The organism is Streptomyces sp. NPDC005496 (assembly GCF_042872045.1).
Taxonomy (GTDB): domain Bacteria; phylum Actinomycetota; class Actinomycetes; order Streptomycetales; family Streptomycetaceae; genus Streptomyces.
The window spans coordinates 566,431-589,616 of sequence record NZ_JBIAJQ010000004.1 but is presented as its reverse complement, the minus strand read 5'-3'; the positions used below and the strand labels follow the sequence as shown (position 1 = coordinate 589,616).

Below are 23,186 nucleotides of genomic sequence, written 5' to 3'. Positions count from 1 at the left end.
CGACGACAAGAGAGCGTGACATGGACGAGAACACCCGCTACCAGGTGCTGCGCAACGACGAGGAGCAGTACTCGCTGTGGCCGGTCGACATCGAGGTGCCGGCCGGCTGGCAGCCGGTCGGCAAGGAGGGCACCGAGGCCGAGTGCTCCGCGTACGTCGACGAGGTCTGGACCGACATGCGCCCGCGCAGCCTCCGCGAGCGGATGGAGCGCGCGGGCTCCTGAGCCCCGTCCGGCCTGCGCGCTCCGGACGCCGGGACGGTCACGCCCGTTCCCGGCTCCGGTGACCGCGGCCGCAAGGCACGTCGGCTGCGCGGGGCCCACCGGTCCGGGGCGGGGGCGCAGGAGAGGCCCCCGCCCCCGGACGGGCCCCGCCCGCCCCGCGGAATCCCCGCACCTCCCGCGCGCCGCGCCCCTCCGCGGCGCCGCCGTCCCACCCCGCGTCACCCAGAGGAGTACGACGATGACGCCGACCCTGCACACCGAACGGCTGGAGTTCAGGCCCTACCGCCCCGAGGACGAGGACGCCTTCGTCGCCCTCCTGCGCGACGAGGAGGTCTGCCGCTGGATGGGCCAGGAGCAGGTCCCGGAGGCCGACCTGCGCACCCTCTTCCGCACGATCCTGACCGACGTGTACCCCAAGGAGCTGTTCGACGTCTGGGGCCTGTGGTTCCGGGGCGCGTTCGCCGGCCACGCGGAGGTGAAGAAGACCGGCAACGTCGACGGGTACGAACTCATCACCGCGCTGGCCCCGGAGTACTGGGGCCAGGGGCTGGGCACCGAGGTGGTCCGGGGTCTGCTGCGGCACGCCGCCGGCCACCTGGGTCTGAAGGAGGCCTACGGCATGGTGGGCGAGGGGAACACCGCCAGTCTGGCGCTCGCCCGCCGTATGGGCTTCCGGCACGTCCGCGACGTGGTCGGGGACGACGGCTCGGTCACGAAGATGCTGGTGATCTCGACGACCGATCCGTCCTGAGCGGGTCAGTGACCGGCGCTCTGCCCGCCGTCGACGGCCAGGATCTCGCCGGTGACGAACGGGGCGTTCTCCAGGTACAGCACCGCGTCGACGATGTCGCCTACCTCGCCCATGCGCCCGACCGGGTGCAGCGAGGCGAGAACCTCGTGGGTCTCCTCGGGGTGCATCGGGGTCTTGATCGTGCCGAGGGCGACGGCGTTGCTCCGGATGCCGCGGCCCGCGTACTCGATCGCCAGCGCCTTGGTGGCCGCCTGGAGTCCGCCCTTGGTCAGTGAGGCCAGCACGGACGGCACGGCGGAGTTGGGGTGCTCGACCAGGCTCGTGCTGATCTGCACGACGTGGCCGCCGCCGTGCTTCAGCATGTCCTCGATCGCGAGCTGGGTGATCCGGAAGAAGCCGGCGACGTTCACCCCGAGGACCGCGTCGTAGTCGTCCTGGGTGTACTCGGTGAACGGCTTGGCGACGAAGATGCCGGCGTTGTTGACCAGGGTGTCGATCCGGCCGAACCGCTCCAGACCCGCGGCGATGACGCGTTCGGCGGTCGCCGGATCGGCGATGTCGCCCTGCACGGTCACGATGTCCGCGTCCTGCGACTCGGCGATGGTGCGCGACGTGGCGACGACGCCGTACCCGAGCTTGCGGTAGGCGGCGACCAGACCGGCTCCGATGCCCTGCGAGGCTCCGGTGACGACGGCGACCTTCTGACCCTGAGCGCTCATGACGGTTCTCTCCTGTCGGGTTGGTGCTTCCACCGATCGCTAGCCGACCGGTCATGTAAAACTAAGCGACCGGTCTACTATTGTCAACGAGAGTTGTCCCACACCGTTCCGCCTCGCCGGCGGGACACCTCACCGAAGGAGAAGGACCATGCGTGAGTTCCTGGTCGAGCTGGTCACCACCGTCCCCGAAGGAACCGACCCCGCCGAGGTGGACCGGCGTCGCGCCGCCGAGGCGGTCCGGGCCCGGGAGCTGGCGGCCGGCGGGCACCTGGTGCGCCTGTGGCGGCCCGTCGGCGAACTGCGCAGCATCGGCGTGTGGAGGGCGGAGGACGAGGCCGAACTCCACCGCGAGGTGCTCGGCACGCTGCCGCTGCGCCCCTGGATGCATGCCACTGTCACCGCGCTCGGCTCCCACCCGAACGACCCGGGCAAGGCCGACGCGGCCGCATGACCCCGGGCCCGCCCGGCTCGTCGCGGCCCCGGCGCCGCCGCGACGAGCCGGGCGGACGGGAGGCACCGGCCAGCCCGGCCCCGGTCGTACGACAGGCGGCGCGCCACCTCGGCGTCGTACGGTGGGTGCTACCTCTGAGGGGATGCCGAGATGACCACACCACGGGACCTGTTGATCGTCGCGATGGACATGGGGCCGGGTCGCGCCGTGGACCAGGGCGGGCTGTCGCTGACGCTCGCCGGGGCCGAACTCCTCGATCTCCTGCGCGGGGGAGCCGTCGGCCTGGACGGCGTCCGCGTCCTGCCGGGGGAGCAACCCGTCGCGGGCGACGATCCCCTGCTTCGGGAGGCCGCGTCGTCGCTGGTCCGCCAGGAGCCGTACGAGTCGGTGGAGGACTGGTTGTGGCGCAGGGGTCGCGGCCTCGCCGCCGCCTACGAGGCCGCCTTCGAGGCCGAGGGGCAGCTCACCCGGCCGCACCGCCGCCTGGCGTCGCTCCGCCCGAGCGCGGGCCCCGCGGTGCTGGCCGAGTCGCCCGCGCGCACCCGCGCCGAAGCCCGTTGGGCGGCCCGTGAACCCGTCCTGGTCGCCCTCGCGGAAGCCGCCGGAATGGACGGTGAACCCTGGGACGAGTCCGAGGAGGACACCTTGGACATCACCGACGACGGCGTGGCGACGGTCCTGGCCGCCGTCAACGACGCGGTGATGGAGCTGGAGGCGGTCCGGCAGCGCCGGGCGATCGAGGACGCGGCCTTCGACAACGTCTGGCGCGGCGGCGTCTGACGCCGCCGCGCTCGTCCCGGTGCGGGCGCCCGCCCCTACTTGCCGTGCACGATCTGGATCAGGTTGCCGCAGGTGTCGTCGAGCACCGCGGTGGTGACCGGCCCCATCTCCAGCGGCTCCTGGGTGAAGCGCACCCCGAGCCCGCGCAGCCGCGCGAACTCCGCGTGCACGTCGTCCACCGCGAACGAGGTGGCCGGGATCCCGTCCTGCACCAGCGCGTCCTTGTACGGCCCCACCGCGGGGTGGCCCGAGGGCTCCAGGAGCAGTTCCGTACCGTCCGGGTCCTCCGGCGACACCACCGTGAGCCACCGGTCGTCGCCCAGCGGGACCTCGGTCTTCTTGATGAAGCCCAGCACCTCCGTGTAGAAGCGCAGGGCCTTGTCCTGGTCGTCGACGAAGACGCTGGACAGGTGAATCCTCATGGGGTGCTCTCCGGTGCCTCGGGCCTGAGCCATCGCGTCACGATGAGCTCCAGGGGTTCGGTGTTCAGGTCGTGGAACTTGTAGCGGCCCTGGCGCCGGGACCGGACCAGGTCCGCCGCCTCCAGTACGGCCAGGTGCTGACTGACCGCCTGGCGGGACAGCCCCAGACCGTGCTTGGTGAGCAGCCGGGTGCAGATCTCGAACAGTGTCTGGCCGTCCCGCTCCACCAGCTCGTCGAGGATGCGCCGACGCGTGGGGTCGGCCAGGGCCTTGAAGACATCCTCCGCCATGACCGAGACGATAGGCAAGTGACCGCTTGCCTATCAAGGCGGCGGCTCGACAGGCATGAGCCCGCATCCATGCGGCCGGATCCGAGGCCGGTGGGTCCGGATCCGTAGGTGACTGGTCCACTCGCGTATAGTCGATCGGTCGTATACTGGTGGCATGGGACGTACCAGCAATGCCAGGGAGAAGATCCTCACCGCAGCCCAGTCGCTCATCGAGCAGCGGGGCTACTCGGCTCTGGGCACCGCGGAGATCTGCAAGGCCGCCGGCGTGCCCAAGGGCAGTTTCTACTACTTCTTCGAGTCCAAGGAAGCTCTCGCGCTCGCCGTCCTGGACGAGCACTGGGCCGTCCAGCGCGGAGACTGGGAGCGCGTCCTGCGGGGCGACGCCGACCCGCTCCAGCGGCTGCGCCGGCTGTTCGAGGAGACCGAGGCCGGCCAGCGCGCGGGCCAGCAGAGCTGTGGCACGGTCTCGGGGTGCATGTTCGGGAACCTCACCCTGGAGATGAGCAACCAGACCGATTCCATCCGCGCCCGCCTGCAGGACATCTTCGACGCGCAGGTCGACATGGTGGAGGAGGTCGTGACGGAGGCCGTCTCCCGGGGCGAGGTCACCGTCGACGACACCCGCGAGGCCGCCAGGTCCGTCGTCGCCCAGCTGGAGGGGCAGGTCCTCTTCGCCAAGCTGTACAACGACACCCAGCGCCTCACGGTCCTGTGGCGCAACTGCCTCGCCATCCTCGGAGCCCGCGACCCGGAACTGGCCGGGGCGACCGGCTGAAGGGGGCGACGCCCGCCGCGCTCGCCAGGTAGCGAGCGGGGCGGGCGTGCGACGGTCCGCGCACCTGCGGCCGTGGACGCACAGGGAAGCGGTGACGGCCGGGCACCCCAACCGACCCGGACGTGCACCGAGAGGACCGCGCACAGCACGGCGAAGCGGCCGTCACCTGGTCGGTGACGGCCGCTTCCGCCGTGCTGTGCCGATGTGCGGGACCGGACGGGCGAAGCCGTGAGCTCCAGTTCCTGGGATCCGGGCGTTCGCCGCCCGACCGCGCCGGTGCGCCGGTGAGGTCAGGCGGCTGCCTTGAGGCGCGAGGCGATCTTCACCACGCGCTCGGCCTGGTGACGCGCCGCGGCGCGGGTGGTGTCGTCGACCGGGTTGGTCCCCTGGGCGTCGACGTGCGAGGTGCCGTAGGGGTTGCCGTCCGCGAACTTGACCGGGTCCGTGAAACCGGGCGCGACCACGATCCCGCCGAAGTGGTGCACCGAGGTGTAGAGCGCCTGCAGCGTGGTCTCCTGGCCGGCGTGCGCGGTCGCGGAGGAGGTGAAGCCGCTGTAGACCTTGTCGGCCAGCTTGCCCTGCGCCCACAGGCCGCCGAGGGTGTCGATGAACTGCTTGAGCTGGGCGGAGAGGTTGCCGAACCGGGTCGCGGAGCCGAACAGGACGGCGTCGGCCCACTCGATGTCCTCGGGGGTCGCGACGGGAATGCCCGCGGTGGCCTCGTGGTTGGCGGCCCAGGCCGGGTTCGACTGGATCGCCTTCGCGGGGGCCAGCTCGGCGGCCTTCACCAGGCGGACCTCGGCACCGGCCTTGAGGGCGGCGTCACGCAGCTCCTTGGCGATCTCGGTGATGGTGCCGGTGGAGGAGTAGTAGACGATCGCGAGGTTGACGGGAGTGGCCATGGTGGCGATCTCCGATTCCGTGTGGTGGGTGACGGTGGAAGCGATCCAGTACTAGGTGACCGGTCGACTATCTAGAAGGTAGGTGGGCGGTCGCCTCTTGTCAAAGGTCTCTGATGTGACGTCCGGAACACCCGGGGCGACCTCGCTTCGCCGTGCTCGGTCACCCGCCAGGGGAGTGACCGGCCGGGACGAGGGGGGATGACCGTCCCCGGGCCCGTGCCTGCCCGGCGCGCACGATCGGCGTGGAGCTGGTCTGCTGGTCTAGGGGCCCTCACACCTGTTCCGGAGAGACAGCATGAGTACCTATCGAGTCGCCCAGGTGCCCGTCGCCAACGGCACGTTCGAGATCGTCGAGCGGGAACTTCCGCAGCCGGGCCCCGGGCACGTGCGCGTCGCCGTGGAGGCCTGCGGGATCTGCCACAGCGACGCCTTCTTCGTGTCGGCCGGCATGCCCGGCGTCCGCTTCCCGCTCGTCCCCGGACACGAGATCGCCGGGCACATCGACGAGCTGGGGGAGGGGGCGCAGGACAAGGGTTGGAAGGTCGGCGACCGGGTGACGGTGGGCTGGTTCGGCGGCAGCTGCGGTTACTGCAAGCCCTGCCGCCAGGGCGACTTCATCGTGTGCGAGAACCTCAAGATCCCCGGGTGGGCCTACGACGGCGGCTTCGGCGAGGTGATGGTCGCGCCGGTCGACGCGCTGGCCCGCATCCCCGAGGCGCTGACGGCGAGCGACGCCGGCCCGATGGCCTGCGCGGGCGTGACCACGTACAACGGCCTGCGGCGCAGTGCGGCCGAGCCGGGCGATCTGGTCGCCGTGCTCGGCATCGGCGGCCTCGGTCACCTGGGCGTGCAGTACGCCGTCGCCATGGGCTTCGAGACCGTGGCGATCGCCCGGGGCGCCGACAAGGGCGACTTCGCCCGGCAGTTGGGGGCCCACCACTACATCGACAGCACGGAGGGCGCTCCCGTCGCGGACGCCCTGCAGGCGCTCGGCGGCGCCAAGGCCGTCCTGGCCACCGCGGGCAGCTCCGACGCCATCGCGGCGACGGTGGACGGGCTGGCGCCCCGTGGCGAGCTGGTGGCCATCGGTGCCAGCCCCGAGCCCCTGGCGATCAGCCCGCTCCAGCTGCTCCTGAGCGGCCGTGTCGTCCGCGGGCATCCCTCGGGGACCGCGCAGGACGTGCAGGACACCATGGAGTTCAGCGCCCTGCACGGGATCCGGCCGGTGATCGAGACCGTGCCGCTCGACCAGGCCGACGAGGCGTACCAGAAGATGCTCTCCGGCGGTGCCCGCTTCCGGATGGTGCTCACCTACGGCTGACGGACACCCCCCGGCACTGGAACGTGAGACGGGCCGCGCGTCGGTACGCGCGGTCCGCCTCACGTTGGCGGGAGCGCGCGGTCGGCGTGCGTGGCCCAGGCGGGGACGCGCGCGCTCCTCACGGATCGCTGTCGTCTGCGGCCGGTCGGTCGGTTGGTCGGGCGTGGTCGGTGGCTGTCGTCGCCGGCGGACGGATCCGCTCGGTATCCGGAACGCGCGACGACGCCACGTAACCCTCCCGGAGGGTGACGTGGCGGGTCCAAGCGTGGGTGAGGCGTGGACCGGTCAGTTCCAGAGCGGCTGGTGCACCGTCCGGGCGTATCCGTCCGGCCTGCCGTCGGTGTACGTCAGGCTCATCCGGGTGTAGTGGGAGAGCTGGGGCTGCTTCTTCCATGTCTGGGGGTGGTCGAGCCGCACGGTGACGGCGTACGAGCGGAAGGTGCCCGCGGCGCAGTACGGCTTGCAGTCGTTCACCACGTTGAAGCCCGTGGCCACCGCGCGCTTCGCGTCCCACCGCGTCCAGTGCAGCGAGGTCAGCCGACTGTTCCCGTCGCCGCAGGCCAGGATGAAATCGGCCGGGCGGACCTGCGACCGCTCGAAGCAGTCCACGAGGACCGTCCTGCTCACCCGCTGTCCGGCGGTGTCCGCGGACCGGGGTGCCGCCGCGGGTGAGGCGGCTGCCGTGGCCGTCGCCAGCGCCGCCGCGGCGCCGAACATGACCGCCGCCCTGAATACGTTCTTGGCCATGTCCGCTCCCGGCACCTCGTCGCGGGGCCCACCGGCCGCGCGTCCTCGCCCGTCGCCCCGCCGAGCACGCCGGGGCCGGGGCCCCGCCGAGCGCGTCTCCGTGCCGGGCGGAATCCTCGATTCCGACGCTACGGCCCTGCCCGGAGATGCACCACTCGCACGGCCCAACGCGTTCCGTCCCGGTGGCCGGAAAGGGGTCAGGCGGGCGGGTCCTCGGACCGGTCCTGCTCCTCGAGCGGCGGCATGAAGGCGCGCAGCCACCGCTCCGTCTGGGCGACGTGTGCCTCCGCGGCGCCGGCCGCCGCGCCCGGGTCCCGGTCGGCGATCGTGGTGGCCATGACGCGGTGGTCCTCATCGCTCTTGCGCCGCAGCTCGGGGCCCTCGGGGAGGGTGAAGACCTGGTACTTGCGGGAGCGGGCACGGAAGACCGAGAGCAGGGAGGCGAGCGCGGGATTGCCCGCGGCCCGGGCGATCTCGGCGTGGAAGCGGTGGTCGAGCTCCGAGGCCTCGGTGGGGTCGTCGGTGGCCTCCATCGCGTCGATGAGCGAGAACAGCGTCCGCACCGTCTCGGGCGTGCGGCGCGCGGCCGCCTTCGCGGCGACGTGCGCCTCCAGGACCCGCCGGATCTCGTACACCTCCAACAGGCCCGACAGCGGCAGGAGTTCGAGGGTCAGCGAGAGGCTGCCGATGACGTCCTCGGGGCGGAGCGGGGAGACGTAGGTGCCGGAGCCGTGCCGTGGCTCGATCACGCCGAGGGCCGCGAGCATCCGTACGGCCTCGCGCAACGAGCCGCGGGAGACGCCCAGTTCCTCGCAGAGGTCGGCCTCGGGCGGGATGCGCTCACCCGCGACCAGACGGCCCGTCGCGATCATGTGCCGTAGCCCGTGGAACGCCCTGTCGACTGCGGACATCCGACTCCTCCCCTGACGGGCCGGCGGCACCGCCGAGCCCTCGGTGCACTCTAGCGAGTCCTCCCGAGTCATCAGATGTCCTGGGCGTATCGACGGCGACTCATCTGATGACTTCTTCTGCAGGACCCTTGCATGGCCGGAAAATGCCGTGCAGGATGCCGAGTCATCATACGTGTCCAGGTGACGGTCCGATGTCTTGTAGGCGCTGCCGTGTGCCGTGCGGCCTTCGGATCCTGGCGGACGAGGAGTCATGTGAGCGAGACCGAGGTCACCACCGCCCCGCGCCCCCTGCTGCTGGCGGACGGCCGGCCCGCCGACCGGGCATGGTCGCTCGACCCGGCCATGAAGCACCTGAACCACGGCTCGTTCGGGGCGGTCCCGCTGGTGGCACAGGAACTGCAGAACGAGCTGCGCGCGGAGATGGACCGGTCCCCGGTGGTCTGGTTCCCGGCGCTGCCGCAGCGGATCGCCGACACCCGGGTCGAACTCGCCCGCTTCCTGCGGGTCGACGCGGACGACCTCGCCCTGGTCCCCAACGCGAGCGCCGGGGTCAGCGTCGTCTACGCCGGCCTCCCGGACCGCCCCGGCGGGGAGATCGTCGTCACCGACCACGGCTACGGGGCCGTGACCATGGGGGCGCAGCGGCTGGCGCGCCGCTGGGGCGGACGGGTCCGCACCGCGCGGGTGCCACTGGGCGCCGGCGAGGAGGAGGCGTACGAGGCCGTGGCGGCGGAGCTGAGCGACGCCACCGGACTCGTCGTCCTCGACCAGATCACCTCGGCGACCGCCCGCCGCATGCCGGTCGAACGCGTCGGCGCCCACGCCCGGCGGCTCGGCATCCCGACGCTCGTGGACGCGGCCCACGCACCCGGCCTCATCGCCGCCCCTCTCGACGGCCTGACCTGCGATTTCTGGGTCGGCAACCTGCACAAGTGGGGTTGCGCGCCGCGAGGGACCGCCGCACTGGTGGCCCGCGGCGAGCTGCGCGAGCGGCTGTACCCGCTGATCGACTCGTGGGCCGCCGCCGATCCGTACCCCGACCGCTTCGACCAGCAGGGGACGGTCGACGCCACCGGCTATCTCGCGGCGCCGGCCGCGCTGGACTTCGTCGAGCGCACCTGGGGCTGGGACACCGCCCGGCGGTACATGGAGGACCTCGCCGGCTACGCGGAGCACGTCATCGGCGGCGCCCTCGCCGAACTGACCGGGGAGCCCGGCACGGTCGACGTCGGCATGCCCGTCCCCGGCATGCGCCTGGTGCGCCTGCCGGCCGGTCTGGCCGCGAGCCGCGTCGAGGCCGACGCCCTGCGCGACCGGGCCGCCGACGAGCTGGGCGTGGAGACGGCCTTCACCAGCTTCGACGGCGTCGGCTACCTGCGGCTGTCCGCGCACGTCTACAACACCCCCGCCGACTACGAGTACTTCGCCGAGACCTGTGTCCCCGTCCTCGGCGAGTGGGCCCGCGCCGCACGGGCCCGTTCCGACACCCCGTGACACCGCGCCACCGACAACCCCCGTCCCCCGAAGCCGCCGTGAGTGCGGCAGATCCAAGGAAGAGGTCGGCACGATGAAGAGAAGGACGGCAGTCCTGGCCCTCGGCACGGCCGCCACGATGGTCCTGACCGGCTGTTCCGCCATGGGCGGCGGCGACAGCGGCACGGTGACCCTCAACATGGTCGAGAGCCTGACGAACCCCGCGCGCACGAGCCTGCTGAAGGACCTCATAGCGGACTTCGAGAAGCAGAACCCCAAGATCAAGGTCAACCTGATCTCGCCGCCCACCGAGCAGGCCGACCAGAAGATCCAGCAGATGCTCCAGTCCGGCAGCGGTGTCGACACCCTTGAGGTGCGGGACATCACGGTGGGCCCGTGGTCGAACAACGGCTGGCTGTACGACATGAAGAAGGGACTGGCCGGCTGGAAGGGCTGGGACGCCATGACCGAGAACGCCGTCAAGGCGTCCCAGGACACCAAGGGCAAGACGTACTTCGTCCCCTACGGCTTCTACGGGCTGAGCCTCTTCTACCGCACCGACCTGATCAAGGACGCCGGGTTCTCGGCACCGCCGGCCACCTGGGAGGAACTGCTCAAGCAGGCCTCGGCCGTGCACGACCCCGCCAAGCGCCGGTACGGGTACGCCTTCCGCGGCGGAGCCAACGCCAACAGCAACGCCACCGCCGCCATCGAGGCGTACGTCGCCGACAGGATCGACCCCTCCGACGGCTTCAAGCTGAAGGACGGCAGCACGATCTTCTCCGCGCCCGAGGCCCTCGACGCCATGGAGACCTACCTCGAGCTCTTCAAGCGGGCCTCGCCGAAGTCGTCCGTCTCCTGGGGCTACCCGGAGATGGTGGAGGGCTTCTCCAACGGCTCCACGGCCTTCCTGCTCCAGGACCCCGAGGTGATCGCCACCGTCTCGGAGTCCAAGGCGATCTCCGCGGACCAGTGGGACACCGCCCCGCTGGTCGCGGGCCCCAGCGGCAAGACCGTACAGCCCCTCGCCACCGCCGGCTGGGGCGTCGCGAGCGGCAGCAAGCACAAGTCCCAGGCGCTCAAGCTCGTCGAGTTCCTGTCCGAGGGCAAGGCGTCGACGGCCTTCACCAAGAAGAACAGCCTGGTGCCGATCCTCAAGTCGGCCACCGAGGACACGTTCTACAAGACCGGCCCCTGGTCCAGCTACGTCACGATGACGGAGCACCCGGAGAAGTACCTCAACGTCAGCCAGCCGCGCGGCGTCGCGTGGTGGACCGAGTGGCAGCAGAAGGCGGACGCCGACATCCAGAAGCTCGTCCTCGGCAAGACGACGCCGAAGGAACTGCTGGCCGGCTGGGACGCGTACTGGACCGAGAAGCGGCAGCAGGAGAAGTAGCCATGCCGACCGCGTCCGGAGCGACGAGTACGACGAAAGTGACGAAGACGGCGGGCCCCTCCGGTGACGGGGGCGCCCCGCCCGCCCGCGGTGCCGCACGGGGCCGCCGCAAGCCGGAGTTCACGTCCCGCCGGGGACTGCTCATCGCCGCCTTCATGGCCCCGGCCGCGGTCTTCGTGGCGGTCTTCACGTACTACCCGATGGTGGCCGGCAGCCAGATGGCCTTCCGCCACTGGAACCTGTCGGACCTCACCGACACCTCCTGGGTGGGTCTGGAGAACTTCCACGACGTCTTCGCCGACCCCGCCTGGGGCACCGTCCTCGGCAACACCGCCGTGTGGGTCTTCGGGTCGATCGTGCCGCAACTGGTGATCGGCTTCGCCCTCGCCCTGTGGCTGCGCCGCAAGTTCCCCTTCCGCGGCCTCTACCAGGCACTGGTGTTCTTCCCGTGGGCGATCTCCGGCTTCCTCATCGGGATCCTGTTCCGCTGGCTGTTCAACAGCGAGTTCGGGGTGGTCAACGACCTGCTGCAGAAGGCGGGGCTGATCGACGAGCCGGTCGCCTGGCTGGCCGACCCGCAGACGGCGATGTTCGCCGTCGTGGTCGCCAACGTCTGGTACGGGGTCACGTTCTTCACGATCATGATCCTGGCCGCGCTGCAGTCCATCCCCGACGAGCTGTACGAGGCTTCGGCGCTCGACGGCGCGGGCAAGGTGCGGACGCTGTTCCAGATCACGATCCCGTACATCCGGGTCACGCTCGCGCTGACCGTGCTGCTGAGGGTCATCTGGATCTTCAACTTCCCGGACCTGATCTTCGGGATGACCGGCGGCGGACCCAACAACGAGACGCACATCGTGACCACCTGGATGATCAAGATCACGCAGCAGGGCGACTACGGCAAGGCCTCCGCGCTCGGCCTGATCGTGGTCGCGACGCTGCTGGTGTTCGCCGTCTTCTTCCTCCTGGCCACCCGTGAGAAGCGAGAGGTGAAGCCGTGATCGGCAAGGAGTCCACGGCCGGACGGGCCGCCAAGTTCACCTTTCTGGGCCTGTGGGTGGTCTTCACCGTCTTCCCGCTCTACTGGATCACCGTCACCTCGCTCAAGGCACCCGGCGACATCTTCGCCTTCCCCATCTCCTACTGGCCCGAGCACTTCTCGCTGGAGAACTACCGAGGGCTGTTCGACAAGGCCGACTTCGGCGTCTACCTCACCAACAGCCTCGTCGTCGCGACCGTCGCGGGCGCGGTCGCCACAGCGATCTCGATGCTGTCGGCGTACGTCCTGGCCCGCTTCGAGTTCCGCACCAAGTCCGCGCTGCTGATGGCGGCCCTGGTCACGCAGATGATCCCCACCTTCATCGCGCTGGGACCGCTGTACCTGCTGATGACCGACCTGAACATGGTCGACAACCGGCTCGGGCTGATCCTGGTCTACATCGCCGTCTGCATCCCGTTCTGCACGGTGATGCTCCGCGGCTTCTTCGAGAACATCCCGGACGCCCTGGAGGAGGCCGCCATGATCGACGGCCTCTCCCGGTTCGGAGCGCTGTTCCGGGTGCTGCTGCCGGTGATGCGGCCCGGGATCGTGGCCGCGTTCATCTTCAACTTCGTGAACTGCTGGAACGAGCTGTTCCTGTCGGTGACGCTGATGAACAGCGACAGCAACAAGACGGTCCCCACGGCCCTGAACGGGTTCATCTCCAGCTTCAACATCGACTGGGGCTCGATGTCGGCGGCGGCGGTCCTCACCATCCTGCCGACGATGCTGCTGTTCGCCTTCGCCAGCCGGCACATCGTCCAGGGACTCACCTCGGGCGCGGTGAAGGGGTAGGCGAGGTGCCGGGACCGCCGATCAATTCCCTCACCGCGGAAGGGAGTTCACCGTCCCGGTGGACGACGACGAGGCGGACGTCGCCGGGTGAGTCTCCCACGGCGACGGCGATGGCGGGGTCCAGTTCCGCCACGGCGTAGGCGGTCGTCGCGGACCTCGGCACGCCGTCGTCCCCGTCGCTCGGGGTGTCGTCGCACGCCGGCACGACCGCCTCACCGAGCGCGTCCCCGACCGTGAACGGGATGTCGGCCACGTCCTGGTACGTCCGGCCCTCGTACTCGACCACGAAGGCGCAGGACGACGCGGCCTCACCGCCACCAGCACCGACGTCCGTGCAGGCCACGGCGGACGCAGCGACGGCCGCCGCGACCGCCGCCCACACGCCTCCGCACCGGCTCGCGTGCAGCACCGTTCTCATCGGAGACCTCCTCCGGCAGCCCCTCGGCTCCCGCTCGGGTGAATGCCGAAGGCCGGGGCCGGGCCTTGCCGCGCCCCCGTCCCGGGCCTTCACCACTACGACGGAGAGGGTGCCGTCTTCGTTCGGCCGGAGGACTCCCGTGGCGGGTGTCGATCCGGTGTGCCCTCGTTCGACGCAGGGGTGAGAGTGGTCACTGACGAGCCCGTCGACAGGGTGCTGAAGCGGGCGTTCGAGGCGGCGGGCAGCAGGGACGTACGTGCCGGCGGGGGAGCGGCCACGGTGCAGCGGTACCTGCGGGTCGGTCTGATCGACGAACTGCACCTGGCCGTCGTCCCGCACCGGTCAGGCGCTGACCCGAGGCTCCCGCGCCGGGGGAGGTGACTCCGTCCCTCCGTACGGCAGGGACGGGGGAGGGGGTCAGGAGCGGGTGTCGCCGGACTCGTTCGCCCGCTCCGCCTTCTTCTCCTTCAGACGCACGGTCTCCTTGCGGACCTCGGCCTGGGTGGCGCGCTCCCGCCGGAGCCAGGACGGGTTCTCGTCCTTGAGCGCCTCGATCTGCTCGGTGGTGAGCGCCTCGGTGACCCCGCCGCGCGCGAGCCCCGCGATCGAGATGCCGAGCTTCGCCGCGACCACCGGGCGGGGGTGCGGGCCGTTGCGGCGCAGCTCCTGCAGCCACTCGGGCGGGTCGGTCTGCAGCGCGCTCAGCTCGGTGCGCGAGACGACACCCTCCTGGAACTCGGCGGGCGTGGCCTGGAGGTACACACCCAGCTTCTTCGCCGCCGTGGCGGGCTTCATGGTCTGGGTGGTCTGCTGCGACGTCATGGTGTCAAGGGTATCGAGCATGTGCGCCACCTCTGACCACGCCCGGTAGCCTGGCCAGGTGACAGGCTCGGAAGCATCCCCCTCGTTCCGGCTCGCGTATGTCCCGGGAGTGACACCCGCCAAGTGGGTGCGGATCTGGAACGAGCGCCTGCCGGACGTCCCGCTCACCCTCGTCGCGGTGCCCGCCGCGGAGGCGAGCGGCCTGTTGCGCGACGGCGGCGCGGACGCCGGTCTCGTCCGGCTCCCGGTCGACGGTACGGACCTGAGCGCGATCCCCCTCTACGCCGAGACGACGGTCGTCGTGGTCCCGAGGGACCACGTCGTGACGGCGGTCGACGAGGTGTCCGTCGAGGACCTGGCCGACGAACTCGTGCTGCACCCCCTCGACGACGTCCTGGACTGGCAGAGCCTGCCCGGACGGCCCGCCATCGAGCGTCCCGCCACGACCGCGGACGCCGTGGAGCTGGTCGCGGCGGGCGTGGGGGTCGTCGTCGTCCCGCAGTCCCTCGCCCGCCTGCACCACCGCAAGGACCTCACCTACCGGCCGGTCTCGGACGCCCCCGAGTCACGCGTCGCGCTGTCCTGGCCGGAGGAGCGGACCACCGACCAGGTGGAGGACTTCATCGGCATCGTCCGCGGGCGGACGGTCAACAGCTCCCGCGGGCGTCCCACGGCCCCGGCCGCGGCGCCGGCCCAGCCCAAGCGGAAGCAGCCCCCGAAGGGCGACGCCCGCCGCAAGCCCGCACCCGGCAAGCAGGGCGGCAAGAATCCCCGGAGCGGATCCGGCGGCGCGGGCAAGGGCGCGAAGCGCGGGAAACCCCGCCGCCGCTCGTAGCCGACGGGTCGGGCGCCCGTGCCGTCGACGGCACGAGCGCTGGGCGTGGGTCCACGAACGCCCCCTGCTCGAAGCCAGGCGCCTGCTGGACAGCGCCGGATGGGATGCCCGGGCCGTGGCCGCTCACCTCGACTTCAGCGACCCCGCGAACTTCGGCCGCTTCTTCCGCGATCGCACCGGGCTCACCCCGGCCGCCTTCGCCGCCCGCGAGGCGAGGAGCGGCGCGTGACGAAACGCGGCGGAGGCGGTGCGGTTGCCGATCGTCGCCGCCCTCGTCGCGGACGTAGGTGTTGAGGTACTCGTCGCGGACGATGTGCGGGTTCCTGGAGATCGAGTCGATGTGTGCGGCGACCTTGCCGCTTGTCGCCTCACACGACCGGATCGCAGTCGCCCAGGTCTCAGTCGTCCAGGACGACGAGGTGCTTGCCCGGCGTGGTGCCGGACTCGAGGTCGGCCTGGGCGTCCCGGACCTGTTCCAGGCCGTGGTAGACCTTCGCGACCGGGACCTTGAGGCGTCCTGCGGCGATGGCCTGGAGCTGGTGTGCGAGGACGTCGGCCGGGAGGTCGGCGGCCTCACCGCCGCAGGAGGTGAGGCGCACCCCGCCCGGGATCATGAACGGGGTGAAGTCGGGGATGGACCACTGGCCCGCGAAGGCTCCGGTGAAGCAGACCGTGCCGTGTATGCGGACGGTGCGCAGGGTGTCCGCGAGGACCGAGCAGCCCACCAGTTCCAGTGCGGCGTCCACGCCGTCCGGCATCAGCTCGCGCACCTGGCCGGCGAGGGTGCCGTCGTCGACGAGGGGATGGTCGACGCCCGCCGCCCGCAGTTCCCCGGCCCGGCCGGGACTGCGGGTGGTGGACAGCACGGTCGCTCCGAGGTCCTTCGCGATCGTGGCCGCGCTCAGCCCGACCGTGGAGGTGCCGCCGCGGATCAGCAGCGTCTGCCCGGCCTTGAGGCCCAGCCCGCGGGTCAGGGATCCGTAGGCGGTCTGGAACATCTCGGGCAGTGCGCCGACCACGTCCCACGGCAGGATGGTCTCGAACGGGATGACCTGCGCCGCCGGGACGGTGACGTACTGGGCGTACGCGCCGTCGTAGGAGCGCCCCATGCCGCCCATCATCGTCGCCACCTGCTGCCCCGGCCGCAGCCCGCTGTCCTCGTCTGCCTCGTCGACCACGCCGACGCCCTCGATGCCGGGAACGCGCGGGTAGGTGACCTCCGCGTCCGACTCTCCCTTGCGGGTGGTGACTTCGGACTCGTTGACGCCGAACGCCTTCACCTTGATCCGCACCCAGCCGGGGTTGCGGACGGGGACCGGCACATCCTCGATCCGGAGTGCGTCCAGGCCGCCGGGCCGGGTGACGACGACGGCCCGCATCGTCGCCTGTGCGGCGCCGCCGGCTGCTGTTGATCGGCTCATGCCGAGCTCCTTGCTCTGTTCGTCCGCCGGGGATGTGAGGGCGGAGCTGGGACTCCGGGCGGAAGTGATCAGTCAGTTGCGGCCCTGCGCCGTTGCGATTCGGATGCTCCGCGCGATGTCGGCGGCTGGGCGCTCGTGGTGACGCTCTCCCATCGTTCCCTGGGATCCGACAAATCGCCCGGCGGGCAGCGGTCACCTGATGGTCACCAGGTGACGATCTCCACGCCTCGCCTTTCGCAACCCAGGCCACGGCGGCAGGCGTGCCGACGAGTGCGTGCGCCGTCTACTTGGCGCCTGCTTCGCTGCTCGTCAGCGGCACTCCGACTCCGGTCAGCTCGTCACCGGAGGACTCCCGGCGGCCTCACCGCACCTACGCGGCTCCGCCTCCCCGCCGGCGGCCTCACCACGTGTCGACGAAACCCCGGCCCTCCCCGGGGCGGGCCTGCTCGTGGCCGTCGAGGGCCGCGAGGATCCACTCCCGGGAGTCCGCCGGGTCGATCACCGCGTCGATCTCCAGCGCGGCGGCCGCGTTGACCGCCTTGCCGTGCTCGTAGAGTTCGGCGACGCGTGCCTCGAAGGCGCGGGCGCGCTCCTCGGGGTCCTCGATCGCCTCCAGTTCCTTGCGGTAGCCGAGCCGGACCGCGCCCTCCAGGCCCATGCCCCCGAACTCTCCGCTCGGCCAGGCGGCGGTGGCCAGCGGGGCGCGGGTGGAACCGCCCATCATGGCCATCGCGCCGAGCCCGTACGCCTTGCGCAGGACGAGGCAGACGAGTGGCACGCGCAGGTTCGCGCCCGTCACGAAGAGGCGCGCGAAATGCCGTACCGTCGCGGTCCGTTCGGCGTCCGGGCCGACCATGAAACCGGGGGTGTCGCAGAGCGAGACGACCGGGAGGCCGAACGCGTCGCAGAGCTGGAGGAAGCGGGCGGCCTTGTCCGCCGCGTCCCGGTCGACGGCGCCGCCCAGATGGGCCGGGTTGCTCGCGAGGAGTCCCACGGGACGGCCCTCGATCCGGACGAGCGAGGTCAGTACGCCCACGCCGAAGGCCGGCCGCAGCTCCAGCACCGAACCGGTGTCCGCGAGCGCCGTCACGGCCGCCCGCACGTCGTAGGCGCGTCGGCGGTTCTCCGGCACGACATGGCGCAGCAGCCTGCGGTCCGGCGCCTCCCAGTCCTCCGTCACGCCCTGGAAGTACCCGAGGTAGCGGCGGGCCACGCGGACCGCCTCCGCCTCGTCGGACACGGCGATGTCGACGACCCCGTTGGGCTCCTGCACCGACAGCGGTCCGACCTCCTCGGGCCGGTAGACCCCGAGGCCGCCGCCCTCGATCATCGCGGGACCGCCCATGCCGATGGTGGCCTCCGGCGTGGCGATCACGACGTCGCAGCAGCCGAGCAGGGCCGCGTTGCCCGCGAAGCACCGCCCCGAGGCGATGCCGACCAGCGGGACCGTGCCGCTGAGGCGGCCCATCCGGTGGAACGTCGTGACGTTCAGGCCGGCGACGGCGGTGGTGTCCGTGTCACCGGGCCGGCCACCCCCGCCCTCGGCGAACAGCACCACGGGCAGCCGCCGCTCCTGCGCGATGCCCAGCATGCGGTCGGTCTTGCGGTGGTTCTGGTGCCCCTGGGTGCCCGCGAGGACCGTGTAGTCGTACGACATCACCACGCAGGGCGCTCCGTCGACCCGCCCGGTGCCGGTGACCATGCCGTCGGCCGGAGTGGAGCGGATCAGGTCGTCCAGCGAGCGCCGCCCGCGCTGCGCAGCGATCGCCAGGGCGCCGAACTCCGTGAAGCTGCCCGTGTCGCAGAGGTCCTCGATGTTCTCGCGGGCGGTACGGCGCCCGAGCGCCCGGCGCCTGGCGACGGCGTCCGGCCGGTGCTCGTCCAGTCCGAAGGCGTGGCGGCCGCGCGCCTCGGCCAGATCGGCCCGTACGGCGTCCAGGTCGACCGCCTCTACCGCCCCGGCCCCGGCGGACGCGTCGCTCGCCTCGTCCAGCTCGACCAGGGGCCGCCCTTCCCGCACCGTGTCGCCGACGCGCGCGTGCACGGCACGGACGACCCCGGGGGCCGTCGCCCGGACGACGTGCTCCATCTTCATGGCCTCCAGCACGACCAGTTGCCCGCCCGCCGCGACCCGGTCGCCCGGGGACACGTCGACGGCCACGACCGTGCCGCTCATGGGGGCGACGGCGGTCCCCTCGACGGATGCCGGGGCGGCGTCCTCAGGGACCAGCTCGGCCAGGTGCTGCTCGACGAAGCCGGTGTGCGCCCAGAACTCCGGCCGGTCCAGGACCGCGCGCAGCAGCGGGATCCCCGTCCGCACGCCCTCGACCGTGAACTCGTCCAGCGCCCGCCGGGCCCGCTCGCAGGCGGCGGCGACCCCGTGCGGCGACGACACGATCACCTTGGCCAGCAACGAGTCGTAGCGGACCCCCACTTCGGCGCCGGCCCGCGCGGCGGTGTCGACCCGGACCCCGGGCCCGGTCGGCACGTCGAAGCGCGCGAGCCGGCCCGCCGACGGCCGTACGGTGCCGTCCGCCGTCGTCACCTCGGCGTTCACCCGCGCCTGCACGGCGTGGCCGCGCGGTGCCCGGGGCTCTCCCGCCAGCCCGAGCGCCTCCAGCGTCTCGCCCGCGGCCAGGCGCAGCTGGACGGCGACCAGGTCGACCCCGGTCACCTCCTCGGTGACCGTGTGCTCCACCTGGAGACGGGGGTTGGCCTCGATGAAGCGGAACTCCTCACCGCGGACCAGGAATTCGAAGGTACCCAGTCCGGTGTAGCCGGTCGCCCGGGCCATCCGCAGGGCGCAGGACAGCAGCGCGTCGCGCACCCGCGGCGGCAGTCCGGGAGCCGGCGCGATCTCGATCAGCTTCTGGTGGCGGCGCTGGGCGCTGCAGTCCCGGTCCCACAGATGGGTGACGGCGCCGGCCGCGTCGCCGACGACCTGCACCTCGATGTGCCGGGCACCCTCCAGCAGTCGCTCCACGTACAACTCGGCCCTGCCAAAACCCTGTTGGGCCTCCGAACGGCAGCGCTCCCACGCCTCTGCCAGCTCTCCGGGTGAGCGCACCACCCGCATCCCGCGGCCGCCGCCTCCGCCCACCGCCTTCACCATGACCGGGCCGCCCGCGAGGAACTCCCGCGCCTCCTCCAGGCTCGTGCCGCCGCGGGTCCCCTCCAGCACCGGCACCCCCTGCTCCACGGCGAGCGCGCGTGCGCGGGCCTTGTCGCCGAAGAGCGCCAGCACCTCGGGGGAGGGGCCGACGAAACGGACTCCGCTCGCCAGGCACCGGGCCGCGAACTCGGCGTCCTCGCTGAGGAATCCGTACCCCGGGTGCAGGAAGTCGCAGCCCCGCGCCGCGGCCAGCACGGCGTCCGCGTCCAGGTAGCCGGACCCGCCGAGCGGCACCGCCTCGTCGGCGTGGCGGACGTGCAGGTCGTCGTCCGGGGCGTACACCGCGACGGTGCGCAGCCCCGCCTCGGCGGCGGCGCGCAGGACACGTACGGCGATCTCCCCGCGGTTGGCGACGAGTACGGCGGCAGAACCCATGAGCCCCTCCGGGAAACCGTGGTCGGCGCGGCCATGCTCATTGACATTGACGTCAACGTCAATATGCTCGCGGCGTGACAGGCGACGAACAGGCTGGGCGGCGGACCTGGGCGACCCGCACCGCCCGTGACCGCAGCGACGCCCCGGCCCGCGGCAGGCTCCTGGACGCCGCCGAGACCGTCTTCGCGCGGCTCGGCCACGGCGCCGCCACGGTGGGCGACATCACCGCCGAGGCCGAGGTCTCGCGCGCCGGCTTCTACGTGTACTTCGCGTCCAAGGAGGAGATCTTCCGCGTCCTCGCGGCACGGGTCCGGGACGCCTTCCTCGCCGCACAGGACGTGCCGGACGTCGGCACCGACGACCTGCGCGCCGTCGCCGAGGCGTCCGTCGCCGCCTTCATCGCCGCCTACGCCCGCCATCTGCCCCTGCTCGGACTGCTGGCGCAGCAGGCCCGCACCGACCCGGGGGTGCGCGAGTTGTGGCAGGAGATCTGCGAGCGGCCCGTGCACCGCCACGCCCGCTACATCCGCCGTGTGGCCGCCGAGGGCAGGGCCGCGCCGGTCGCCGAACCGCTCTCCGTCGCCCGCGCGGTCGGCGGCATGTGCGTCGAGTTCGCCCGCCTGACCGCGGCGGACCCCGGCGCCCACGACGACGCGGTCCGCGACGTCACGGCCATGTACCTGCACCTGCTCGGAGTGGTTCCAGGCGTGAAGGAGCATGCCGGACAGGGCACTTGAGCCCCTGACCGGGCCCGGAGTCTCCGCCGGGAAGGACGTCGGTGAAAGGCGGTTGTGGGAGCGCTCCCAACTCTGCAGGATGCTGGGGTGACTTCAACTCCCGTCGTACGTCCGTACCGCCCGCAGGACCGGGCGGCCGTCGAGGACATCTGCGTGCTCACCGCCCACAACGGCGGTGACAGCAGGCCCCATTACGAGGATCCCGGGATCTTCCCCACCACCTTCGCCCTCCCGTACGTCGAGCTGGAGCCGGAGCTGGCCTTCGTGCTGGACGACGGGCGGGGACAGGCGGTGGGCTATGTCGTCGGCGCCGCGGACACCGCCCGTTTCGCCGAGGTCTTCCGCGCGAAGTGGCTGCCCCGGGTCGCAGATCGCTATCCGCGGCCGTCCGGACAGCCCGCGAACGCGGACGAGGCGATCGTCGCGCTGCTGCACGACCCCGAGCGGATGGTCGTCCCCGAGGTGGCCGCGTATCCGGCCCACCTGCACATCGACCTGCTCCCCGCATGGCAGGGCCGCGGCCACGGGCGTGAGCTGATGAGGACGCTGCTGGCGGCCCTGGGGGAGAAGGGGGTGCCGGCCGTCCACCTGGTGATGGTCACGGCCAACACGCGGGCCAGGGCCTTCTACGACCGGCTGGGCTTCCACGAGATCGACGTGCCGGACCCCGGCCCGGTCACCTACCTCGGGCGTACGACGGGACGACTCGACCGGCTGTGAGCGCCCGCTACCGGTGCCCCGGTCGCCCCCGTGGGCCGTCACTCACCGCCGCTGTCCGGAGGCCGCTGCCGTGACGGAGGGAGGTGCGGAGCCTCGGCGCGGCCGTGCACGGCGTGGTCCTCCGGCCTGGGAGGCGCCGGCGGCCAGACGGGCCGGTGCTCCGCGGGCAACTCCAGCAGGGCCTGACCGACCGTCAGCCGGTTGGGCAGCAGGTCCGAACTGCCGGTCTGTGCCAGCAGTTCGGACAACCGGCGCCCCGCTCCGGCCAGCAGGAGTTTGCCCTGCCTGCGCTCCAGCAGCCAGCGGACGGCCAGCAGGCTGTTCAGCCCCCGCGAGTCGCAGAAGACGAGCGCGGTCACGTCCAGCACCAGATGCCGGTGCCCCGCGTCCACGCTGGCGCCGAGCGTGCCCAGGAAGAGCCCCTCACAACTCTGGTCGAGTTCGCCGCTGACCCGCAGGACCGCGCAGTCGTCGCAACTGGTGATCTCGGTGATGGTCAGACGGTGGGTCTGTGTGGACATCGCACCTCCATCCAGCCCTCGTGCGGTGAGCCACTACTACCAGAGCTCCCCTGCACGTCCGTGCTCGTCCGGGTCCGGCGGGCGGCCCGGACGCTTCTCCTCAGGCCGACCACGCTGGGCCGCCCCGCGGTCCGGATGCCGCCCGAGCGTCACCCGTACGGGTGCGTGTGCCCCGCATTCCGGATGCCAGGGCCCCTCGGGCGGTTCCCGTCCGCCCTCGACCCCTCGCGCGCACCGTCGCCGCACCGGGCCCGCGTGCGTCCCGCGCGCTGCCAAGTCCCCTACGTCGCACGGTCCCGCACAGGCCGGTGCCTGTCACACGGCCTGGATGTGGACCTTAGCGCGGTGTGCACGCGAACCGGACAGGATCGCCGATTCCGGCCGCGGTCCAGGGGGGTTTCGCGGGCCATCGGAGAGTCTGGCAGCCCTTTTTGTCGGACCGTCAGGAGTAGGGCACGATCAGGGAGTTCGGGACGAACGGGCGGAGCGGAGGAGCCAGTCGTGGGCCGCTCGCGCGGTGAACTCGGCCTGGCCGCCGCGCAGCAGCAGCGCGGCGGTCGCGAACGCCGGGTCGTCGGCCTGGGCGGCGAGGTAGGGGACGGCTACGCAGCGCATGCCCGCCGCGTGCGCGGCGGCGGCGCCGGGGGCCGCGTCCTCCAGGACCACGCAGTCGGCGGGGGCCACCCCCAGCCGGCGGGCCGCCTCCAGGAAGATGTCGGGGGCGGGCTTGCCGTGTGCCACCTCCTCGGCCGAGACGACGGTGGTCAGCCACTGGTCCAGGCCCGTGCCCGCGAGGATCGCCTCGATGGCCTCCGGCGAGGAACCCGACGCCACGGCCATCGGGACGCCGTCGTGGGCGAGCAGTTCCACGAACCTCCGCATCTCGGGATACACGTGCGTGGCGGCGCGAGCCAGCTCCAGATAGCGGCCGTTCTTGTCCGCGAGCAGGACGTCGAGGGGGGCTTCGAGGCCGTAGCGCTCCTTCCAGATCCGCAGTGTCTCCCGGGTACTGATCCCGACGTACCGCTCGTGGTCCGCCCAGGTGAAGTCCGTGACGCCGTGTCCGGCGAGCGTCCGCCGGCCCGCCTCGAAGTAGTTGGGCTCGCTGTCCACGAGCGTTCCGTCGAGGTCGAAGACGACCGCGGTGCCGGCGAGAGTGCTCATGGCCT

General features: G+C 71.9%; 26 protein-coding genes and 1 pseudogene. 15 read left to right on the top strand and 12 right to left on the bottom strand.

From position 1 onward, the window contains the following. Nucleotides 1-20: 20 nt before the first annotated feature. Nucleotides 21-224: an MbtH family protein gene (locus ACFYQQ_RS15145; RefSeq protein WP_388904728.1), complete on the top strand. Its 204-nt coding sequence runs from the start codon at nucleotides 21-23 to the stop codon at nucleotides 222-224. A 238-nt stretch (nucleotides 225-462) separates the two neighbouring features. Next, a complete protein-coding gene (locus ACFYQQ_RS15140) occupies nucleotides 463-975 on the top strand; it encodes a GNAT family N-acetyltransferase (RefSeq protein WP_355793146.1) in 513 nt (170 codons plus the stop codon). A gap of 5 nt (nucleotides 976-980) precedes the next feature. Here the strand turns inward: ACFYQQ_RS15140 and ACFYQQ_RS15135 are convergent, their stop codons facing one another. Next, nucleotides 981-1,694: an SDR family oxidoreductase gene (locus ACFYQQ_RS15135; protein WP_355793144.1), complete on the bottom strand. Its 714-nt coding sequence runs from the start codon at nucleotides 1,692-1,694 to the stop codon at nucleotides 981-983. Between the two features lie 148 nt (nucleotides 1,695-1,842). Between ACFYQQ_RS15135 and ACFYQQ_RS15130 the strand changes: the two genes are divergently transcribed. Both ACFYQQ_RS15130 and ACFYQQ_RS15125 read left to right on the top strand, forming a co-directional pair. Beyond that, nucleotides 1,843-2,145 carry a muconolactone Delta-isomerase family protein gene (locus ACFYQQ_RS15130; protein ID WP_356164414.1) on the top strand — a complete coding sequence of 101 codons (303 nt, stop codon included), beginning with the start codon at nucleotides 1,843-1,845 and terminating at the stop codon, nucleotides 2,143-2,145. A 150-nt stretch (nucleotides 2,146-2,295) separates the two neighbouring features. After that, nucleotides 2,296-2,925, top strand: a complete 630-nt coding sequence (locus tag ACFYQQ_RS15125; protein ID WP_356164412.1) for a GPP34 family phosphoprotein — start codon at nucleotides 2,296-2,298, stop codon at nucleotides 2,923-2,925. 35 nt (nucleotides 2,926-2,960) lie between these two features. Here the strand turns inward: ACFYQQ_RS15125 and ACFYQQ_RS15120 are convergent, their stop codons facing one another. Both ACFYQQ_RS15120 and ACFYQQ_RS15115 read right to left on the bottom strand, forming a co-directional pair. Beyond that, a complete protein-coding gene (locus tag ACFYQQ_RS15120; RefSeq protein ID WP_355794917.1) occupies nucleotides 2,961-3,347 on the bottom strand; it encodes a VOC family protein in 387 nt (128 codons plus the stop codon). Continuing rightward, nucleotides 3,344-3,637 carry a metalloregulator ArsR/SmtB family transcription factor gene (locus ACFYQQ_RS15115; protein ID WP_355794915.1) on the bottom strand — a complete coding sequence of 98 codons (294 nt, stop codon included), beginning with the start codon at nucleotides 3,635-3,637 and terminating at the stop codon, nucleotides 3,344-3,346. The genes ACFYQQ_RS15120 and ACFYQQ_RS15115 overlap by 4 nt, the downstream gene beginning before the upstream one ends. A 154-nt stretch (nucleotides 3,638-3,791) precedes the next feature. On the opposite strand from ACFYQQ_RS15115, the gene ACFYQQ_RS15110 reads away from it, so the two are divergent. Further along, entirely contained in the window at nucleotides 3,792-4,412 is a 621-nt protein-coding gene (locus ACFYQQ_RS15110) for a TetR/AcrR family transcriptional regulator (RefSeq protein ID WP_356164408.1), read from the top strand. A 290-nt stretch (nucleotides 4,413-4,702) separates the two neighbouring features. On the opposite strand, the gene wrbA is transcribed toward ACFYQQ_RS15110, so the two are convergent. Next, on the bottom strand, nucleotides 4,703-5,314 hold the full coding sequence (gene wrbA, locus ACFYQQ_RS15105) for an NAD(P)H:quinone oxidoreductase (protein ID WP_355795382.1): 612 nt from the start codon (nucleotides 5,312-5,314) through the stop codon (nucleotides 4,703-4,705). Between the two features lie 295 nt (nucleotides 5,315-5,609). Here wrbA and ACFYQQ_RS15100 point away from each other — a divergent pair, with 295 nt between their 5' ends. Next, nucleotides 5,610-6,635, top strand: a complete 1,026-nt coding sequence (locus ACFYQQ_RS15100; protein WP_388904723.1) for an alcohol dehydrogenase — start codon at nucleotides 5,610-5,612, stop codon at nucleotides 6,633-6,635. A gap of 285 nt (nucleotides 6,636-6,920) precedes the next feature. Here ACFYQQ_RS15100 and ACFYQQ_RS15095 read toward each other — a convergent pair whose 3' ends face one another. Both ACFYQQ_RS15095 and ACFYQQ_RS15090 read right to left on the bottom strand, forming a co-directional pair. Next, nucleotides 6,921-7,382: a hypothetical protein gene (locus tag ACFYQQ_RS15095; protein WP_355794223.1), complete on the bottom strand. Its 462-nt coding sequence runs from the start codon at nucleotides 7,380-7,382 to the stop codon at nucleotides 6,921-6,923. A 197-nt stretch (nucleotides 7,383-7,579) separates the two neighbouring features. Then, the gene (locus ACFYQQ_RS15090; RefSeq protein WP_355794222.1) at nucleotides 7,580-8,293 is read right to left on the bottom strand and encodes an FCD domain-containing protein; all 714 of its coding nucleotides are present in this window, start codon (nucleotides 8,291-8,293) and stop codon (nucleotides 7,580-7,582) included. A 252-nt stretch (nucleotides 8,294-8,545) separates the two neighbouring features. Here ACFYQQ_RS15090 and ACFYQQ_RS15085 point away from each other — a divergent pair, with 252 nt between their 5' ends. From ACFYQQ_RS15085 to ACFYQQ_RS15070, 4 genes are all read left to right on the top strand, one after another. Beyond that, on the top strand, nucleotides 8,546-9,787 hold the full coding sequence (locus ACFYQQ_RS15085; protein WP_388904720.1) for an aminotransferase class V-fold PLP-dependent enzyme: 1,242 nt from the start codon (nucleotides 8,546-8,548) through the stop codon (nucleotides 9,785-9,787). A 73-nt stretch (nucleotides 9,788-9,860) separates the two neighbouring features. Then, a complete protein-coding gene (locus ACFYQQ_RS15080; protein ID WP_355784976.1) occupies nucleotides 9,861-11,162 on the top strand; it encodes a sugar ABC transporter substrate-binding protein in 1,302 nt (433 codons plus the stop codon). 2 nt (nucleotides 11,163-11,164) lie between these two features. Further along, nucleotides 11,165-12,163 (top strand): sugar ABC transporter permease, encoded by a 999-nt coding sequence (locus ACFYQQ_RS15075; RefSeq protein WP_355784973.1) that lies wholly within the window; start codon nucleotides 11,165-11,167, stop codon nucleotides 12,161-12,163. Next, complete coding sequence (locus ACFYQQ_RS15070) at nucleotides 12,160-12,996, top strand: carbohydrate ABC transporter permease (protein WP_355784971.1); 837 nt, start codon at nucleotides 12,160-12,162, stop codon at nucleotides 12,994-12,996. The genes ACFYQQ_RS15075 and ACFYQQ_RS15070 overlap by 4 nt, the downstream gene beginning before the upstream one ends. Here the strand turns inward: ACFYQQ_RS15070 and ACFYQQ_RS15065 are convergent. Next, nucleotides 12,971-13,414 (bottom strand): DUF6281 family protein, encoded by a 444-nt coding sequence (locus tag ACFYQQ_RS15065; protein WP_355784968.1) that lies wholly within the window; start codon nucleotides 13,412-13,414, stop codon nucleotides 12,971-12,973. The two genes, ACFYQQ_RS15070 and ACFYQQ_RS15065, sit on opposite strands and share 26 nt — an antisense overlap. A 186-nt stretch (nucleotides 13,415-13,600) precedes the next feature. Between ACFYQQ_RS15065 and ACFYQQ_RS15060 the strand changes: the two genes are divergently transcribed. Next, complete coding sequence (locus ACFYQQ_RS15060; RefSeq protein ID WP_355784965.1) at nucleotides 13,601-13,795, top strand: dihydrofolate reductase family protein; 195 nt, start codon at nucleotides 13,601-13,603, stop codon at nucleotides 13,793-13,795. Between the two features lie 36 nt (nucleotides 13,796-13,831). Here the strand turns inward: ACFYQQ_RS15060 and ACFYQQ_RS15055 are convergent, their stop codons facing one another. Continuing rightward, the gene (locus ACFYQQ_RS15055; RefSeq protein ID WP_355784980.1) at nucleotides 13,832-14,236 is read right to left on the bottom strand and encodes a DUF5997 family protein; all 405 of its coding nucleotides are present in this window, start codon (nucleotides 14,234-14,236) and stop codon (nucleotides 13,832-13,834) included. Nucleotides 14,237-14,294: 58 nt separating this feature from the next. Here ACFYQQ_RS15055 and ACFYQQ_RS15050 point away from each other — a divergent pair, with 58 nt between their 5' ends. Then, the gene (locus ACFYQQ_RS15050; protein ID WP_356238514.1) at nucleotides 14,295-15,071 is read left to right on the top strand and encodes a LysR substrate-binding domain-containing protein; all 777 of its coding nucleotides are present in this window, start codon (nucleotides 14,295-14,297) and stop codon (nucleotides 15,069-15,071) included. A 49-nt stretch (nucleotides 15,072-15,120) separates the two neighbouring features. Continuing rightward, nucleotides 15,121-15,300, top strand: a pseudogene (locus ACFYQQ_RS15045) (helix-turn-helix domain-containing protein); the annotation flags it as partial. A 169-nt stretch (nucleotides 15,301-15,469) separates the two neighbouring features. On the opposite strand, the gene ACFYQQ_RS15040 reads toward ACFYQQ_RS15045, so the two are convergent. Both ACFYQQ_RS15040 and ACFYQQ_RS15035 read right to left on the bottom strand, forming a co-directional pair. Further along, nucleotides 15,470-16,492: an alcohol dehydrogenase catalytic domain-containing protein gene (locus ACFYQQ_RS15040; protein ID WP_355794465.1), complete on the bottom strand. Its 1,023-nt coding sequence runs from the start codon at nucleotides 16,490-16,492 to the stop codon at nucleotides 15,470-15,472. A 400-nt stretch (nucleotides 16,493-16,892) separates the two neighbouring features. Then, nucleotides 16,893-20,039 (bottom strand): carboxyl transferase domain-containing protein, encoded by a 3,147-nt coding sequence (locus ACFYQQ_RS15035; RefSeq protein ID WP_388904716.1) that lies wholly within the window; start codon nucleotides 20,037-20,039, stop codon nucleotides 16,893-16,895. A 74-nt stretch (nucleotides 20,040-20,113) separates the two neighbouring features. On the opposite strand from ACFYQQ_RS15035, the gene ACFYQQ_RS15030 reads away from it, so the two are divergent. Next, nucleotides 20,114-20,776, top strand: a complete 663-nt coding sequence (locus ACFYQQ_RS15030; protein ID WP_355791845.1) for a TetR/AcrR family transcriptional regulator — start codon at nucleotides 20,114-20,116, stop codon at nucleotides 20,774-20,776. Nucleotides 20,777-20,863: 87 nt separating this feature from the next. Beyond that, nucleotides 20,864-21,496 (top strand): GNAT family N-acetyltransferase, encoded by a 633-nt coding sequence (locus ACFYQQ_RS15025; protein ID WP_355794575.1) that lies wholly within the window; start codon nucleotides 20,864-20,866, stop codon nucleotides 21,494-21,496. Between the two features lie 38 nt (nucleotides 21,497-21,534). On the opposite strand, the gene ACFYQQ_RS15020 is transcribed toward ACFYQQ_RS15025, so the two are convergent. Both ACFYQQ_RS15020 and ACFYQQ_RS15015 read right to left on the bottom strand, forming a co-directional pair. After that, nucleotides 21,535-22,017, bottom strand: coding sequence for an STAS domain-containing protein (locus ACFYQQ_RS15020; RefSeq protein ID WP_355794577.1), 483 nt, complete (start codon nucleotides 22,015-22,017; stop codon nucleotides 21,535-21,537). A 459-nt stretch (nucleotides 22,018-22,476) separates the two neighbouring features. Then, complete coding sequence (locus tag ACFYQQ_RS15015) at nucleotides 22,477-23,181, bottom strand: HAD family hydrolase (protein WP_388904713.1); 705 nt, start codon at nucleotides 23,179-23,181, stop codon at nucleotides 22,477-22,479. Nucleotides 23,182-23,186: the final 5 nt, after the last annotated feature.